The organism is Streptomyces sp. NPDC086777 (assembly GCF_040702065.1).
GTDB lineage: Bacteria > Actinomycetota > Actinomycetes > Streptomycetales > Streptomycetaceae > Streptomyces.
Genome location: NZ_JBFBJI010000002.1, coordinates 299,189 through 314,771 on the forward strand (window position 1 = coordinate 299,189; position 15,583 = coordinate 314,771).

General features: G+C 73.3%; 13 protein-coding genes. 12 read left to right on the forward strand and 1 reads right to left on the reverse strand.

Annotated elements, in window-relative coordinates:
- Window positions 1-25: 25 nt before the first annotated feature.
- The 8 genes from AB0472_RS03950 to AB0472_RS03985 all read left to right on the forward strand — a co-directional run bounded on the left by AB0472_RS03950 (window position 26) and on the right by AB0472_RS03985 (window position 11,570).
- Window positions 26-1,069, forward strand: a complete 1,044-nt coding sequence (locus tag AB0472_RS03950; protein ID WP_366353150.1) for an ATP-binding cassette domain-containing protein — start codon at window positions 26-28, stop codon at window positions 1,067-1,069.
- Between the two features lie 20 nt (window positions 1,070-1,089).
- Window positions 1,090-1,800, forward strand: coding sequence for a methionine ABC transporter permease (locus AB0472_RS03955; RefSeq protein WP_366353459.1), 711 nt, complete (start codon window positions 1,090-1,092; stop codon window positions 1,798-1,800).
- Between the two features lie 77 nt (window positions 1,801-1,877).
- The gene (locus AB0472_RS03960) at window positions 1,878-2,714 is read left to right on the forward strand and encodes a MetQ/NlpA family ABC transporter substrate-binding protein (RefSeq protein WP_366353152.1); all 837 of its coding nucleotides are present in this window, start codon (window positions 1,878-1,880) and stop codon (window positions 2,712-2,714) included.
- A 155-nt stretch (window positions 2,715-2,869) separates the two neighbouring features.
- Window positions 2,870-3,499, forward strand: coding sequence for a GNAT family N-acetyltransferase (locus AB0472_RS03965; protein WP_366353154.1), 630 nt, complete (start codon window positions 2,870-2,872; stop codon window positions 3,497-3,499).
- A 114-nt stretch (window positions 3,500-3,613) separates the two neighbouring features.
- The gene (gene cbiE / locus AB0472_RS03970; protein ID WP_366353156.1) at window positions 3,614-4,840 is read left to right on the forward strand and encodes a precorrin-6y C5,15-methyltransferase (decarboxylating) subunit CbiE; all 1,227 of its coding nucleotides are present in this window, start codon (window positions 3,614-3,616) and stop codon (window positions 4,838-4,840) included.
- A 344-nt stretch (window positions 4,841-5,184) separates the two neighbouring features.
- A complete protein-coding gene (gene cobT / locus AB0472_RS03975) occupies window positions 5,185-8,958 on the forward strand; it encodes a nicotinate-nucleotide--dimethylbenzimidazole phosphoribosyltransferase (RefSeq protein WP_366353158.1) in 3,774 nt (1,257 codons plus the stop codon).
- Window positions 8,959-9,439: 481 nt separating this feature from the next.
- Window positions 9,440-10,672, forward strand: a complete 1,233-nt coding sequence (gene cobA / locus AB0472_RS03980; protein WP_366353160.1) for a uroporphyrinogen-III C-methyltransferase — start codon at window positions 9,440-9,442, stop codon at window positions 10,670-10,672.
- A 79-nt stretch (window positions 10,673-10,751) separates the two neighbouring features.
- Window positions 10,752-11,570, forward strand: a complete 819-nt coding sequence (locus AB0472_RS03985; protein ID WP_217550512.1) for an RNA methyltransferase — start codon at window positions 10,752-10,754, stop codon at window positions 11,568-11,570.
- Window positions 11,571-11,576: 6 nt separating this feature from the next.
- Here AB0472_RS03985 and AB0472_RS03990 read toward each other — a convergent pair whose 3' ends face one another.
- Entirely contained in the window at window positions 11,577-12,914 is a 1,338-nt protein-coding gene (locus AB0472_RS03990) for a protein kinase (RefSeq protein ID WP_366353461.1), read from the reverse strand.
- 196 nt (window positions 12,915-13,110) lie between these two features.
- Between AB0472_RS03990 and AB0472_RS03995 the strand changes: the two genes are divergently transcribed.
- The 4 genes from AB0472_RS03995 (at window position 13,111) to AB0472_RS04010 (ending at window position 15,538) form a co-directional block, all read left to right on the forward strand.
- Window positions 13,111-13,386, forward strand: coding sequence for a hypothetical protein (locus tag AB0472_RS03995; protein WP_093505273.1), 276 nt, complete (start codon window positions 13,111-13,113; stop codon window positions 13,384-13,386).
- Window positions 13,387-13,593: 207 nt separating this feature from the next.
- A complete protein-coding gene (locus tag AB0472_RS04000) occupies window positions 13,594-13,770 on the forward strand; it encodes a hypothetical protein (RefSeq protein ID WP_123978469.1) in 177 nt (58 codons plus the stop codon).
- Between the two features lie 408 nt (window positions 13,771-14,178).
- Entirely contained in the window at window positions 14,179-15,111 is a 933-nt protein-coding gene (locus tag AB0472_RS04005; protein WP_366353163.1) for a phosphotransferase, read from the forward strand.
- Window positions 15,112-15,232: 121 nt separating this feature from the next.
- On the forward strand, window positions 15,233-15,538 hold the full coding sequence (locus AB0472_RS04010) for a zf-TFIIB domain-containing protein (protein WP_366353165.1): 306 nt from the start codon (window positions 15,233-15,235) through the stop codon (window positions 15,536-15,538).
- The last annotated feature ends 45 nt before the right edge of the window (window positions 15,539-15,583 follow it).

Sequence of the window (15,583 nt, forward strand, 5' to 3'; positions counted from 1 at the left end):
GCACTCGACAGTGACGGAAACCCACGTGATCACCACCACGGGCCTGACGAAAATCTATCGGTCCCACCGCTCGCCCGGCCGAGAGGTCACCGCCCTCGACGGCGTCGACCTGCACGTCCGCGAAGGCGAGGTGTACGGCGTCATCGGCCAGTCCGGCGCCGGCAAGTCCTCGCTCATCCGCTGCGTCAACCTGCTGGAGCGCCCCACCACCGGCACCGTGACGGTCGACGGACAGGACCTCACCGCCCTCGCCGGCCGCGGCCCCCGGGCCGGCCGGGAGCTGCGGCAGGCGCGCAGCCGGATCGGCATGGTCTTCCAGCACTTCAACCTGCTGTCCTCCCGGACCGTCCAGGACAACATCGAGCTGCCGCTGGAGATCCTCGGAAAGTCAGGGAAGGAACGTTCCCGCAAGGCGCTCGAGCTGCTTGACCTCGTCGGGCTCGCCGACAAGGCGAAGGCCTACCCGGCCCAGCTCTCCGGCGGCCAGAAGCAGCGCGTCGGCATCGCCCGCGCCCTGGCCGGCGACCCCAGGGTGCTGCTCTCCGACGAGGCCACCAGCGCCCTCGACCCGGAGACCACCCGCTCCATCCTCCAGCTGCTGCGCGACCTGAACCGGCAGCTGGGCCTGACCGTCCTGCTCATCACGCACGAGATGGACGTCGTGAAGGCCGTCTGCGACTCGGCCGCCCTGATGGAACGCGGCCGCATCGTCGAACACGGGACCGTCAGCGAACTGCTCGCGACACCAGGCTCCGAACTGGCCGCCGCGCTCTTCCCGGTCGGCGGCGACGCGTCCGGCGACGACCGCACCGTCCTCGACGTCACCTTCCACGGCGAGACCGCCACCCAGCCGGTCATCTCCCAGCTCTCCCGCACCTACAACATCGACATATCGATCCTCGGCGCCGCCATCGACACCGTCGGCGGCCTCCAGATCGGCCGGATGCGCATCGAACTGCCCGGCCGCTACGAGGACAACGTGGTGCCCATCGGCTTCCTGCGCGAGCAGGGCCTGCAGATCGACGTACTGGGCCAGGAGCCCGTGCTGGTGAAGGACGGTGCCAAGTGACCTGGACTGATTGGTCCGAGATGCAGCCGCTGCTGTCCCAGGCGTGTTGGGACACGCTCTACATGGTCGGCTGGTCCACGCTGATCGCCGTCGTCGGCGGCCTTCCGCTCGGCGTCCTGCTGGTCCTCACCGACCGGGGCGGGCTGCTCCAGAACGTACTGGCCAACAAGGTCATCGGTCAGGTCGTGAACGTCGCGCGCTCGATGCCGTTCATCATCCTGATGGTCGCGCTGATGAACTTCACCCGCTGGATCACCGGGACGACCATCGGCCGCGAGGCCGCCATCGTGCCGCTCGCCATCGGCGCCATCCCGTTCTTCGCGCGTCTCGTCGAGACGGCTGTCCGCGAAGTGGACGGCGGTCTCGTGGAGGCCGTGCAGGCGATGGGCGGCAACACCTGGACCGTCGTACGCAAGGTCCTCGTACCCGAGTCGCTGCCCTCGCTCATCTCCTCCACCACGACCACGATCGTCGCCCTCATCGGCTACTCCGCCATGGCCGGCACGGTCGGCGCCGGCGGCCTCGGCGACATCGCCATCCGCTACGGCTACCAGCGGTTCGAGACCGAACTGATGTGGATCACGGTCGCCATCCTGGCCGTCGTCATCTCGGTCATCCAGTTCGCCGGCGACTACGCGGCCCGCTCGCTGCACCGCCGCGGCGGCCAGTCCGGCCCGGTGCCGAAGCTCCGGCTGCTCAAGGCGTCCACCGCCACGAGCAAGACCGTCTGAGCCGCCCCTCCCCATCCCCAGAACTCCCCGCACCACCCGCCGCGGGGCCGCTCCACCCTTAAGGAAAGGCACTTTTCGTGCGTAACACCGCCAAGCTCACCACCGCCGTCCTCGCCGCCGGAACCCTCACCTTCGGGCTCACCGCCTGCGGCTCGGACAAGGACTCCGCCTCCGGCTCCGGCGACTACAGCGGGCCGCTGGTCGTCGCCGCGAGCCCGACCCCGCACGCCGAGATCCTCGACTACATCAAGGACAACCTGGCGAAGAAGGCCGGACTCGACCTGGAGGTCAAGGAGTTCACCGACTACATCACGCCGAACACGGCGACCGAGGACGGCTCGGTGGACGCCAACTACTTCCAGAACAAGCCGTACCTCGACGACTTCAACAAGAAGCGCGGCACCCACATCGTGCCCGTCGTCACGGTGCACCTGGAGCCGCTCGGCCTCTACTCCCACAAGGTCAAGAGCGTCGACGCGCTGAAGAGCGGTGCGACGGTGGCCGTCCCCAACGACGCGGTGAACGAGGCGCGCGCCCTCAAGCTGCTCGCCGCCAACGGGCTCATCACCCTCAAGGACGGCGCCGGCAGCGAGGCGACCCCGCAGGACATCGCGAAGAACCCGAAGAACCTCCGGTTCAAGGAGGTCGAGGCGGCCCAGACCGCGCGCTCCCTGGACGACGTGGACGCCGCGGTCATCAACGGCAACTACGCCATCTCGGCCGGCATCAAGCCCGCCAAGGACGCCCTCGTCCTGGAGTCCGCGAAGAACAGCCCCTACGGCAACTTCCTCGCGGTGGAGAAGGGCAACGAGAAGGACCCACGGGTGAAGAAGCTCGCCAAGCTGCTCACCTCGCCCGAGGTGAAGAAGTTCATCGAGGACAAGTACCAGGGCTCGGTCATCCCGTCCTTCTGACGGCACGTATACGGCGTATCGCCACGCACGGGGTCCACTCGCTCACCGCGGGAGGACCCCGTCGTGCGGTTCAGTGGTTTCATGCTGCATGCTGGGCAGTTCGTAGGCCCTGACGGTTTGGCCCTGAAGGATTTCCGAAGGTTACGGAGCGGCGCATGACTAGCACCTTCCCCAACATCTCCATCAACACGGAGCGGTTGGTGCTGCGTCCCCTCGACGAGGACGACGTGCCCGCACTGGCCGAGATGATGAACGACGAGCAGGTGGCGGCCTGGACCAGCGTCCCGCAGCCGTACAGCGAGGACGCCGCCCGGCGCTGGATCACCGAGCACGCCCCGGCCGAGCGGCTCGCCGGCCGGGGGCTCGACCTCGCCGTCACCGAGTTCCTCACCCAGCGCCTGGTCGGCGTCGTCCGGCTCGCCAGGACCAACTGGCACATCAGGTCGACCGGCCTGTCGTACATCATCGCCCCCTGGGCCAGGGGCGAGGGCTACGCCTCCGAGGCCGCGCTCGCCACCGCCCAGTGGCTGCTCGGCGACCAGAAGTTCGAGCGCATCGAACTGCGCACCGCCGCCGACAACGCCGCCGCACAGCAGGTGGCACAGAAGATCGGCTGTATCAGCGAGGGCGTCCTGCGCAACGCCTGCATAGTCCACGTCCGCACCGAGGACGGCACCTGGGCGGACGTGCGCAGCGACTACATCGTGTGGAGCCTGCTCCCGGAGGACCTGGAGGGCGCGGGTGAGGAACTCGCCGGCAGCGACGGCTTCACCTCCTGGAACTGACGGCGGCGGGACTCGCCCCGTCGCACGCCGGACACCTCCACCAGGTACCCTCACGGAGCCCGCCCGCCGGGCCCGGACACTGACGACCTGCGAAAACCCTGGAGACTGACGACGATGGCCGACCGGGTCACGGTGATCGGCTGGGACGGCTCGCCCCTGACCGCTGCAGGGCGCGGCGCACTCGGCGCCGCCACGCTCGTCGCGGGCGCTGCCCACCATCTCGCCCTGCCCGAGGTGCCGCCCGGCGCCGAACGCATCCGCCTCGGCAGCGTCGCCCTCGCCGCCCGCCGCGTCGCCGGCCACCGCGGCACCGCCGTGGTGCTCGCCGACGGCGACCCCGGCTTCTTCGGCGTCGTACGGACCCTGCGCGCACCCGAGTTCGGCCTGGAGGTCGAGGTCGTCCCCGCCGTCTCCTCGGTGGCCGCCGCCTTCGCCCGCGCCGGGATGCCCTGGGACGACGCCCAGGTGGTCGTCGCACACCGGCGCACCCTGCGACGCGCGGTGAATGTGTGCCGGGCCCACACCAAGGTCGCCGTCCTCACCTCACCGGGCGCCGGACCCGCCGAACTCGGACTCCTCATGGAGGGCGTCCACCGCACCTTCGTCATCTGCGAGGAACTCGGCACCGAGCGCGAGCAGGTGCACGTCGTCACCTCCGACAAGGCCGCCGACCACGCCTGGCGCGACCCCAACGTGGTCATCGTCATCGGCGGTACCACCGGCGCGGTGCCGGCACCCGAGGGCGGCGGCTGGATCGCCGGCCGCGATCCGGCGGCCGGCCCGCGCGGCTGGGTGCTGCCCGACGCGGAGTACGGCGACGGTGCCCCGCTCGGCGAAGGGGAAACGGATCTGCTGCGGGCCGCCCAACTCGCCCGGCTGGGGCCCCGGGTCGGCGACCTCGTCTGGGACATCGGGTGCGGCAGCGGCGCGTTCGCCACCGATGCCGCGCGTGCCGGAGCCGCCGTCATCGCCGTCGACCGGGACCTGCCCGCCTGCGTGCGCAGCGATGCGGCCGCCCGGAAGTTCGGCGTCCAGCTCCAGATCGTGCACGGCGCCGCGCCGCACGTGCTGGAGAACCTGCCCGAGCCCGACGTGGTCCGGGTCGGCGGCGGGGGAGCGGCCGTGGTCAACGCGGTCGCCGACCGCCGCCCGCAGCGCATCGTCACCCACGCCGCCACCCGCGACGCGGCCGAACTCGTCGGGCGCGACCTGACCGAGCACGGATACCAGGTCGAGTGCGCCCTGCTGCAGTCCGTCGAACTGGACACCAGGGCCTGGACGGAGACCGAGCGGAACGTCGCGTTCCTGCTCAGCGGTGTTCTGCCCGAGCGCGCCCCGTGATCCTGTTGTCATACTGCGCGCGGTAGGCTGGCCGATCGCTGCACCGCACCGGTGGCCCGGAAATCTGTTCGTCAATGTCCGGAAAACGCGCCTCTTTTGGGGCGGGTGTGGTACGGCAGAACCGGGGACGCGCAACGTGGCGCAGTCCACAGCGGGCTGTCGCGGATCATGCTGTCGCGACGGTCGGACGGCCGGGACAATGCCACTGAATGGCTTTGTCGCCTTTTCCGGCGGGTCGTTCGTGCCGCTGGGCACGCACGCTCGTTCTTCACTGCGGGGCGGTCGGTGCGCCGCCCCGGGCGAGCAGGTCGTAGAAGGCACTAACCGATGGGCGAGGGGTACGCATGACGGACACCGGCCAGGTCCCGGGCGAGGGACTGCCGGAGAGCGCAGGCATGGTGGAACAGCCGGGCGTCACCGCGCACGGCACGTACACCTACCTCTCCGAGTCGCCTGCCGAGGACGAAGAGGACCTGCTGCTCCCCGGCGCCCAGGGCGCCTGGGGGAACGAAGTGCCGCCGCCGGCCCCGGAGCCGGTCGTCGAGACCGTCCACGAACCCGGCCCGCACGAGACGGGCGGCCGGGACAGCGGCTCGGTCGACCTCACCGCCGTCCGGCTGCCCAACTCCGTACCGGCGTCCCCGATCCTCTCCGTGCCGCACGACCCGGCGGCCGCCCCGGCCCCGCGCCGTCCGCTGCACCTCGGGCCGCCGATCCCCGACGCCTCCACCAGCCCGGTCCGCTCCCTCGCCGACCGCGGCCCGGCCGGCGCACCGGTACGGCAGCCGGGGGTGCCGGCGGCCGGTCCCGAGTACCTCGACGTCCAGCAGCTCCACGAGGCGGTACCGCAGTCCGCCGCGCCCTGGGGCGCGCCGCAGCCGCTCTCGCAGACCGTCCCGCAGGCTGCTCCGGTGGCACAGGTGGCCGCACAGGCCCCGGCTGCCGAAACGGTTGCTCCGGTCGGCGCGGTACCGGAGACGGTCGCCGTCGCGGCTCCCGTCGCCGCTCCCGTCGCCACGGAACCCGAGCCGCAGCCGCAGCCCGTGGCCGCCCACGAACCCGGTCTCCCCGACCCGGCCGGCGCTGCCCAGGCGGCCGTCGCCCGCCTCACCACGGCGGCCACGGTCACCGGCCCCGCGGGCGAGCCGCAAGGCGCCGCCCAGCCGCTCGACGGCGGCGTTCCGGCGCCGGTCGCCGAACCGGTGGCCGCCCCGGTGGCGCCGCAGGCCGTACGGGCACCGGAGGGCGCCCGGACGGCGCAGGCCCCGCAGTTCCCGGACGCTGCCGGGACCGCCGAGGTCCCGCAGGCTCCGCAGGAAGCGGACGGCGTGCCGGTGCAGGCGGTGCCCGTCGCCGCGGCTCCGGTGCCTGCCGTGGGTCCGGAGGCCGCGCAGGCTCCCGAAGCCGACGAGACCGTGGACGGCGGTGTCCCGCCGCTGCCGGAGGAGACCGGTCACCGGATCGCGGAGCCGGGGCCGGCCGCCGGGGCCGTGGTGGCCGCGCCGGAGCAGCAGCCCGCGGCACCGGCCGCGGTGGAGCAGGCCGCGGAGGCCGCGCCCGAGCCGGGTCCGGCACCGGAGGCGGTCGTACCGGAGGTGGTCGTGGCCGAGGTGGTCGTGGCCGAGGCCGCCGCGCCGGAAGTAGTCGTACCGGAAGTCGTCGTACCGGAAGTAGTCGTACCGGAAGTCGTCGTGCCGGAAGCCGCTGTGCCAGGTGCCGTCCCGGCTGCGGAGGCCGTCGTGACCGAGCCGGTCGTGACCGAGCCGGTCGTGACCGGGCCCGTCGTGACCGGGCCCGTCGTGACCGGTGCCGTCGAGGCGGAGCCCGTCCAGGCCGTCCAGCCGGTGGCCGCCGTGCCGGTGCCGCCCGAGGAGGCCGCCGCCGAGGGTTACGTCCCGGTGGCCCCCGCGCCCGTCGTCCCGGACGGCGAGCCGGTCGGGCCGTCCGTCGGTGCCGGCGTACCCGCGGCGGCCGTCGTACCGCCGCAGTCCGTGGCCCCCGAGGCGCACCCCGTCGAGGCCGCCCAGCCGGTCGACGCCCCCCTCGCCGGCCCGCAGACGCAGGGCTCGGCGCCCGCTCCCGAGGAAGCCCCGGCGGAACCGGCCGCGGACCACCCGCTCGGCGAGTTCGTCCCCGTCGACGGCCAGGTGCCGACCACCCCGCACCTCGCCCCCACCCCGCCCCACCCGCTGGTCCTCCCCACCCAGGACCAGGTCGGACCGTCCCTGCCCGGACAGGCCGCGACCGTCCCCGCCCCGCGTGAGGCCGAACCCGCTCCGCTGCCGGAGCACCCCGACGTCGTACAGCAAGCGGAGGACCTGGACACCAGGGCCGCCGACCAGGAAGAGAGCACGGCCCCCGTGGCAGAAGCACGTCAGTCCACCGGCCCGGCCGCGCCCGCCTACGACGACGCCGAGCGCGAGGCCGTCCTCAAGGTCATGCGCGAGCGCCGTGACATCCGCAACGGCTTCCGCGGCGACCCGATCCCGCACGAGGTGCTGCTGCGGGTCCTGGAGGCCGCGCACACCGCGCCCTCCGTGGGCCACTCCCAGCCCTGGGACTTCGTCGTCATCCGCTCGGCCGACACCCGCCGCTCGATGCACGAACTGGCCATGCGCCAGCGCGACGCCTACGCCAAGTCCCTCCCCAAGGGGCGCGCGAAGCAGTTCAAGGAACTGAAGATCGAGGCCATCCTCGACACCCCGGTGAACATCGTCGTCACCGCCGACCCGACGCGCGGCGGCCGCCACACCCTCGGCCGGCACACCCAGCCGCAGATGGCGCCCTACTCCGCCGCCCTCGCCGTCGAGAACCTCTGGCTCGCCGCCCGCGCCGAGGGCCTCGGCGTCGGCTGGGTCAGCTTCTTCGACGAGCGCGAGATGGTCCGCGCCCTCGGCCTGCCCGAGCACCTCGAGGTCATCGCCTACCTGTGCGTCGGCTACGTCGACGAGTTCCCGGACGAGCCCGAGCTGATGCAGGCCGGCTGGTCCAAGCGCCGCCCGCTGTCGTGGGTCGTCCACGAGGAGACGTACGGCCGCCGCGCGCTGCCCGGCGAGGACCCGCACGACCTGCTCGCCGAGACCGTCGCCAGTGTCCGCCCGCTGGACGCCAAGGCGCTCGGCGAGGCCTGGGAGCGGCAGAAGCGGATGACGAAGCCGGCCGGTGCGCTCGGCATGCTGGAGATCATCTCCGCGCAGCTCTCCGGCCTGTCCCGGCAGTGCCCGCCGCCGATCCCGGAGCCCGCCGCCGTCGCGATCTTCGCCGGTGACCACGGAGTGCACGCCCAGGGCGTCACCCCCTGGCCGCAGGAGGTCACCGCCCAGATGGTGGCCAACTTCCTCGGCGGGGGAGCGGTCTGCAACGCGTTCGCGAGCCAGGTGGGCGCCGAGGTCTGCGTGGTCGACGTCGGCGTCGCGGCCGAGCTGCCCGCCACGCCGGGCCTGCTGCCCCGCAAGGTCCGCGCGGGCACCTCCGACATGACCACCGGCCCCGCGATGACCCGCGAGGAGGCCAAGCAGGCCATCGAGGTGGGCATCGAGACGGCCCGCGACCTGGTGGCCGCCGGCAACAAGGCGCTCCTCACCGGGGAGATGGGCATCGCGAACACGACCGCGTCCGCGGCCCTGATCTCCGTCTTCACGGGCGCCGACCCCGCCGAGGTCACCGGCCGCGGCACCGGCATCAACGACGAGACCCTCGCCCGCAAGACCGAGGTGGTCCGCCGCGCCCTGGAACTCCACCAGCCGGACCCGGCCGACCCGATCGGCGTCCTGGCCGCGATCGGCGGGTTCGAACACGCGGCGATGGTGGGCCTGTTGCTGGGCGGCGCGTCCCTGCGCACGCCGGTGATCCTCGACGGCGTGAGCGCCGGCGCCGCCGCCCTCGTGGCCCGCGCCATCGCTCCCGAGGTCCTCGCCGCGTGCATCGCCGGCCACCGCAGCGCGGAACCCGGCCATGTCGCAGCCCTGAACAAGCTGGGCCTGCGCCCCCTGGTCGACCTCGACCTCCGCCTGGGCGAGGGCACCGGCGCCCTGCTCGCGCTTCCCCTGGTCCAGAGCACGGCACGGGCCATGCACGAGGTGGCGACGTTCGACTCGGCGGGCGTGACGGAGAAGTAGTCACCGACGTACGTACGACGGCCGACGGTGGTTGGTTGCCCCCGCCGGCCGGATCGCCGCTGGTCGGTCGCCTGCCGTCGGTCGTCGGTCGTCCGTGGTCGGTCGGCTGCGGTCAGGGTGTGCCGACTGCCGCCGGTCAGCGGCCGGCCGCCGGTCGGGGGGCGTCGATGGTCGGTCGCTGCCTTTGGCCGCTGACCGTTGGTGGCGGGAAGCCGGTCGCCCGTTGCCGCAAGGCGGGTGCGTCGAATTCTGCCGGCTGAGGGCTCTGGCCGCGGGACGGCAGCGCCGGGTTCCTCGTCGGCCGAACGGTGGTTGTGGGCAGGCGTTCCGCAGGGCGGAACGGGTGGGCACAACCACCCACTGCCGAGCACCCGGCCATGCAGCCCAGCCACCGGACACCTGAGCCGCCCCGAACCCCGGCCCCGTAAAATCTGCACGTCAGGGCATCGCAGCACCGCCACCAACAGGGAGCCGCCTCCTCATGGCCGAACACCCCGCCTACCCCGTAGGCCTCCGCCTCTCAGGCCGCCGCGTGGTCGTCCTCGGCGGTGGCCAGGTGGCCCAGCGCCGCCTCCCCGCCCTCATCGCGGCAGGCGCCGACATCACCCTCGTGTCCCCCGAGGCCACTCCCTCCGTCGAGGCGATGGCCGATGCCGGCGAGATCACCTGGGAGAGGCGCCCCTACCAGGACGGCGACCTCGGCGAAGCCTGGTACGCCCTGATCGCCACCAGCGACCCCGCCGCCAACACCGCCGCCTCCGCGGAAGCGGAGCGCCACCGCGTCTGGTGCGTGCGTTCCGACGACGCGGACCAGGCCACCGCCTGGACCCCGGCCACCGGCCACAGTGAGGGCGTCACGGTCGCCGTCCTCACCACCGACGCACGCGGCCGCGACCCCCGCCACACCGCCGCCATCAGGGACGCCGTCGTCGAGGGCCTGCGTGACGGCACCCTCGTCGCCCCCCACCACCGCACCCGCACCCCCGGCGTCGCCCTGGTCGGCGGCGGCCCCGGCGACCCCGATCTGATCACGGTCCGCGGCCGCCGCCTGCTGGCCGCCGCCGACGTCGTCATCGCCGACCGCCTCGGCCCCCGCGACCTCCTCGCCGAACTCCCGCCGCACGTCGAGGTGATCGACGCCGCGAAGATCCCGTACGGCCGCTACATGGCCCAGGAGGCCATCAACAACGCCCTGATCGAGCACGCCAAGCAGGGCAAGTCGGTCGTACGGCTCAAGGGCGGCGACCCCTACGTCTTCGGCCGGGGCATGGAGGAGGTCCAGGCGCTCGCCGAGGCCGGCATCCCCTGCACGGTCGTCCCCGGCATCTCCAGCTCGATCTCCGTACCGTCCGCCGCGGGCATCCCCGTCACGCACCGGGGCGTCGCACACGAGTTCACGGTGGTCAGCGGTCACGTCGCCCCGGACGACGAGCGCTCGCTGGCCGACTGGCCGTCCCTCGCGAAGCTGACCGGGACCCTCGTCGTCCTCATGGGCGTCGACAAGATCGGGAAGATCGCCGAGACCCTGGTCGCGCACGGGAAGTCCCCGCAGACCCCTGTCGCGCTGGTCCAGGAAGGCACGACGGCCGCTCAACGCCGGGTCGACGCGACCCTCGCCACGGTGGCGGAGGTCGTCCGCGCCGAGGAGGTGAAACCCCCCGCGGTCATCGTGATCGGCGAGGTCGTGAACGTCGGCCCGCCGGCGGGGTCCTGAAGGGCATCGGCGTAACCCCGGGTAACACAACCCGCTCCAGACCATTGGCACCCCACCCAGGACAAGGCAGTATCACCCTGTGGCCGATCTCATCACCGTTGAGGATCCCGACGACCCGCGCCTCCGTGACTACACGGGCCTGACCGACGTCGAGTTGCGCCGCAAGCGCGAACCGGCCGAGGGCCTGTTCATCGCCGAGGGCGAGAAGGTCATCCGCAGGGCGAAGGACGCGGGCTACGAAATGCGTTCGATGCTGCTGTCCGCCAAGTGGGTCGACGTCATGCGCGACGTCATAGACGAACTCCCGGCCCCCGTCTACGCGGTCAGCCCGGAGCTCGCCGAGAAGGTCACCGGCTACCACGTGCACCGCGGCGCCCTCGCCTCCATGCAGCGCAAGCCGCTGCCGACGGCGGCCGAACTGCTGCGCACCACCCGCCGGGTCGTCGTCATGGAGTCGGTCAACGACCACACGAACATCGGCGCGATCTTCCGCTCGGCGGCCGCCCTCGGCATGGACGCGGTGCTGCTGTCCCCGGACTGCGCCGACCCGCTCTACCGGCGCAGCGTGAAGGTGTCCATGGGCGCGGTCTTCTCCGTGCCGTACGCCCGGCTCGACACCTGGCCCAAGGGACTGGACTCGGTCCGCGAGGCCGGGTTCACGCTGCTCGCCCTCACCCCGGACGAGAAGGCCCGCAGCCTGGACGAGGCGGCCCCGCACCGGATGGACAGGGTCGCGCTGATGCTCGGCGCGGAGGGCGACGGCCTCTCCACCCAGGCGCTGGTCGCCGCCGACGAATGGGTGCGCATCCCGATGTCGCACGGCGTCGACTCGCTCAACGTGGGCGCGGCGGCCGCGGTCGCCTTCTACGCGGTGACCGCCGGCCGCCCCGAGGCGTAGGACCCGCTACTCCCTGAGGGCCACGGCCTTCGCGGCCACGGCACCGCCACCGGCACCGGGCACGCCCATCCCGCGGGCGGGCCCGGAGCAGCCCTGGGCCAGCGCGATCCCCAGCGCCACCAGCAGGGTCACCACGACGAACACGAACAGCCGCTGGCGCAGCAGCCGGGGATTGGCCGGCCGCCGTCCGGTCCCGGTGGGACGCGGCGCCGGACGCCCGTTGCCACCGCGCGAGGCGGGCCGGTTCCCGGTCCCGGTCCCGGGCCGGGTGCCGTTGCCGCGCGGGGCGGGCGTGGGACGGGCGCCGTTCGGCCGGGACGGCACGCCGCCGGCCGGGCGCGATCCGCTGCCGCCGCGCGAGGGGGCGTTGCCCCGGGCCTGCGCGCCCGGCGAGGGCTGCGGCCGGCGCTGGGTGCGCTGGGCATCCGGGTAGGTCGAGTAGCCGTCGGCGAGCCGCCCGGTGGGCCGGTCGGCCTCCGCGGCACGCGGCCCGGGCGGCCGTACGTCGGCCAGCCCCTGCGCCTCCCGCGCGGCGATCTCCTTCAGTCGGAGCGACAGCTGCAGCGTGCTCGGCCGTTCCTCCGGGTCCTTGGCCAGACAGGCCCGCACCAGCGGCGCGAGCGCGTCCGGCACGCCGTGCAGGTGTGGCTCCTCGTGGACGACGCGGTAGAGCATCACCTCGGAACTGCCGTGCCCGAAGGGCGAGTCGCCGGTCGAGGCGTAGGCGAGGGTCGCGCCGAGGGAGAAGACGTCCGTGGCGGGCGTGACGGCCGCTCCGCGCACCTGCTCGGGCGCGAGGAACCCGGGGGAGCCCACGGCCGTACCCACGTGGGTGAGGGTGGAGGCCCCGGTGGCCCAGGCGATGCCGAAGTCGATGATCCGGGGGCCCTTCGGGGACAGCAGGATGTTCGACGGCTTGAGGTCCCGGTGCACGACCCCGGCCTCGTGCACGGCGACCAGGCCCTCGGAGAGCGCCGCGCCGACCGCCGCCGCGTCGGCCGCGCCCAGCGGACCGTCGTCGGCGACCTTGTCGTGGAGCGAGGGGCCGGGCACGTACTGGGTGGCGAACCACGGCCGCTCGGCCTCCAGGTCCGCCGCGACCAGCCGCGCGGTGCAGCCGCCCCTGATCCGCCGGGCCGCCGAGACCTCACGGGCGAAGCGGGACCGGAACTCCTGGTCCTCCGCCAGATCGGGCCGGATCACCTTCAGCGCGACCCGCTGCCCCTTCTTGTCGGAACCGAGGTAGACCACGCCCATGCCACCGGCGCCGAGCCTTCTGTGAAGCCTGAACGAGCCGACGACGCGCGGGTCCTCGCGCCTCAGGCGCATCATCGCCATGTTCATCCCCGCTGCCCGGTCCGTCTGACGTGGCACAGCTTACGTTTACCGGGCCGCCCGTGCGCAGAGGCCGCGCCCTCTCGGCCCGATGGATTGTCAGTGCCGGGTGCGAGACTTGAGGAGTGGTCAGGAAGGCTCCGTTATCGGCGCCTTTGAGTATCCGTCTGCTCCAACATGCCGTCACAGAAGGGGGATTGATGCTGTGAAGGGTGACCGCGTGGAGATAGTCGTGGACGCCGGCGACACGACCAGGACGTACGAGGTGGTGGCGAGCCGGGCGGGCCGCCGGGTGGAGACAGCGGTACGGCGCGGGGTGGTGGAAGTGAGCGAAGTCACGCGCAACGGCACCGTCGTCCGGACCGCGCGCTTCATGGCGACCCGGGTCCTGGCCCTCGTGGAGCAGCCGGTGCCCCGAGAGGACAGCTCGGAAAAACCGGGAAGGACCGGGCACCCCCTCCGGGAAGACCCCGAGGGGTAGGACGAGACCCGGGGCCCGTCTCCACCCAGGGGAGTAGACCGCAGGTCACGGCTCATCCTCTCGGAGGCCCGCGATTCGGTACGAGGGCATGACGTCCGCGAGGTGGCACGCGCCTAGATTTGAGGTCAAGCGGCGGGTGCAGCACTCGTCCCCCGAGGTCAGACACCCGCCGCTGCCAACGACAACTGAACGGTCAGGAGAGGGACCATGGCTCTTACGGCACAGCGGACACACACCACCCGCCCCCGCCGGCAGGGCCGTCGCCACCCGCTGGTGGCGACGCTGATGGCCCTTCCCCTGGCGGTCCTGCTCCTCGTCGTCTTCGACGGCTGGGAGACAGTGGCCACACAGGCGTCGTCCGTGGGAGTGATGCTGGGGCGCTGAGCGGCGACCCCAGGCCCGGAAGAGCGGTCCGGGCGGGGACATCCACCCATGAAACCCCGTGGGGACGGGGGTGCGGCGGACGGCAAAATGCCGGCGCAGCTGGGGAGCTGCGCCGGCATTGCTTTTTCCCGCGGCTTACGGCCGTTGTCCGGCCGCGGCGCCGGTGAGGGCTGATCGCGCAGTTCCGCGCACCCCTTACGGGGCAGGTCCTGGCTGCGGGCAGTCGTGCCGCTGGGGCGGCACGGGTGGGCGCCGGGGCCCTCGGCCGAAGGCCGGGGGGGAGGCACCCCGCAAGCGCGGGCGAGCGACACCCCGGTACCCAGACCTCCACCCCGGTCACCTGCGAACCCCGGCCCACCGCAGCCACGTACCCTCACCTCAGCGCAGCCGCACCTCCCGGGGGACCCCATGACCGCAGACGTACTGCCCCGGCTGACCGCCGAGGTCACAGCCGCCGCCCACCCGGGCGCGACCCCCTGCCGCTGCGGCGCGGCCACCACCACCCTCGCGCACCGCGCCGACGCCACGGTCCTCCGGCACGCGGCAACCGTCGCCAAGGCCCACGCCCCCGGCACCGACCCCACCGCCCTCGCCGTCCGCCTGGACATGGCCACCGGCCTCCCCGACGTCTTCCTGCCGCCTCTCGCCCCAGCCCCCGCCGCCTTCGTCGGCGACCGCCCCGTCACCCTCTGGCCGTACGGTGCCCCCGTGGACCCCGAGGCCCCCAGGGCCGCCCCCTGGGAAGCCGCCGCCACCCTCCTCGCCCTGCTCCACCGCACCTTGCCCACCTCCGCCGACGCACCCCCGATGCGGGGCCCCGCCAAGGCCGCCCAGGCGATGGCCCGGCTCCGGGAAGTCCTCGCCGGCGCGGGCGCCCACCCGGCCGCACCGCCCCTCCTCCGCGCCTGGTCCGCCCTGCCCGCCTGGGCCCGCGCGAAGGCGCCGCCCGAGTCCGGTCGCCCCCGCACCCTCTGCCACGGTGACCTGCACCTCGGCCAACTGGTCCGGCACCCGGCGCCGGACGGCCCGTGGCGCCTCATCGACGTGGACGATCTCGGCATGGGCGACCCCGCCTGGGACCTCGCCCGCCCCGCCTCCTGGTACGCCTGCGGCCTCCTCCCGCCCGACGAGTGGACCCGCTTTCTCGGCGCCTACCGCGCGGCCGGCGGCCCGGCCGTACCGGAGGACGGCGACCCCTGGCCCGCCCTGGACGTCCCGGCCCGCGCCCTCACCGTCCAGACCGGCGCCCGCTACCTCGCGAAGGCGATCGCGGCGGACCGCCCCCTGGACGAGGTGGAGCGGTCCCTGATCGACGCATGTGCCCGGATGGCGCCGGAATGACCCTTGGTCCGGCCCGGTTGGCGCGCGATTTCCCGAAGTAGGCTGCAACCGGCCGGGGTCGGGCGGAGTCTGTCCTGGAAGAACGTGAAGCAGTTTTTACCGGCGAGGAGTTGAGCCGACCATGCAGTGTCCGAAGTGTCATGCGCCGATGCACACCTACAACCGCAACGGCGTCCAGATCGAGCAGTGCAGCGGGTGCCGGGGCATCTTCCTCGACTACGGCGAGCTGGAGGCGCTGACCCAGCTGGAGGCGCAGTGGTCCAAGCCCATGCCGCCGCCGGCTCCGCAGGCGTACCCGGCCCCGCCCGCGCCGGCCTGGGGCGCCCCGCACGGCGGCGGCCACCACGGCGGCGGTCACGGCGGGCACTACGGCGGGCACGGTCACCACGGCAACAAGAGCTGGGCGCACATGCTCTTCTCCAGCTGAGCGCACGAAGAAGCCCCGGCCGTACGGAACGGCCGGGGCTCTCTG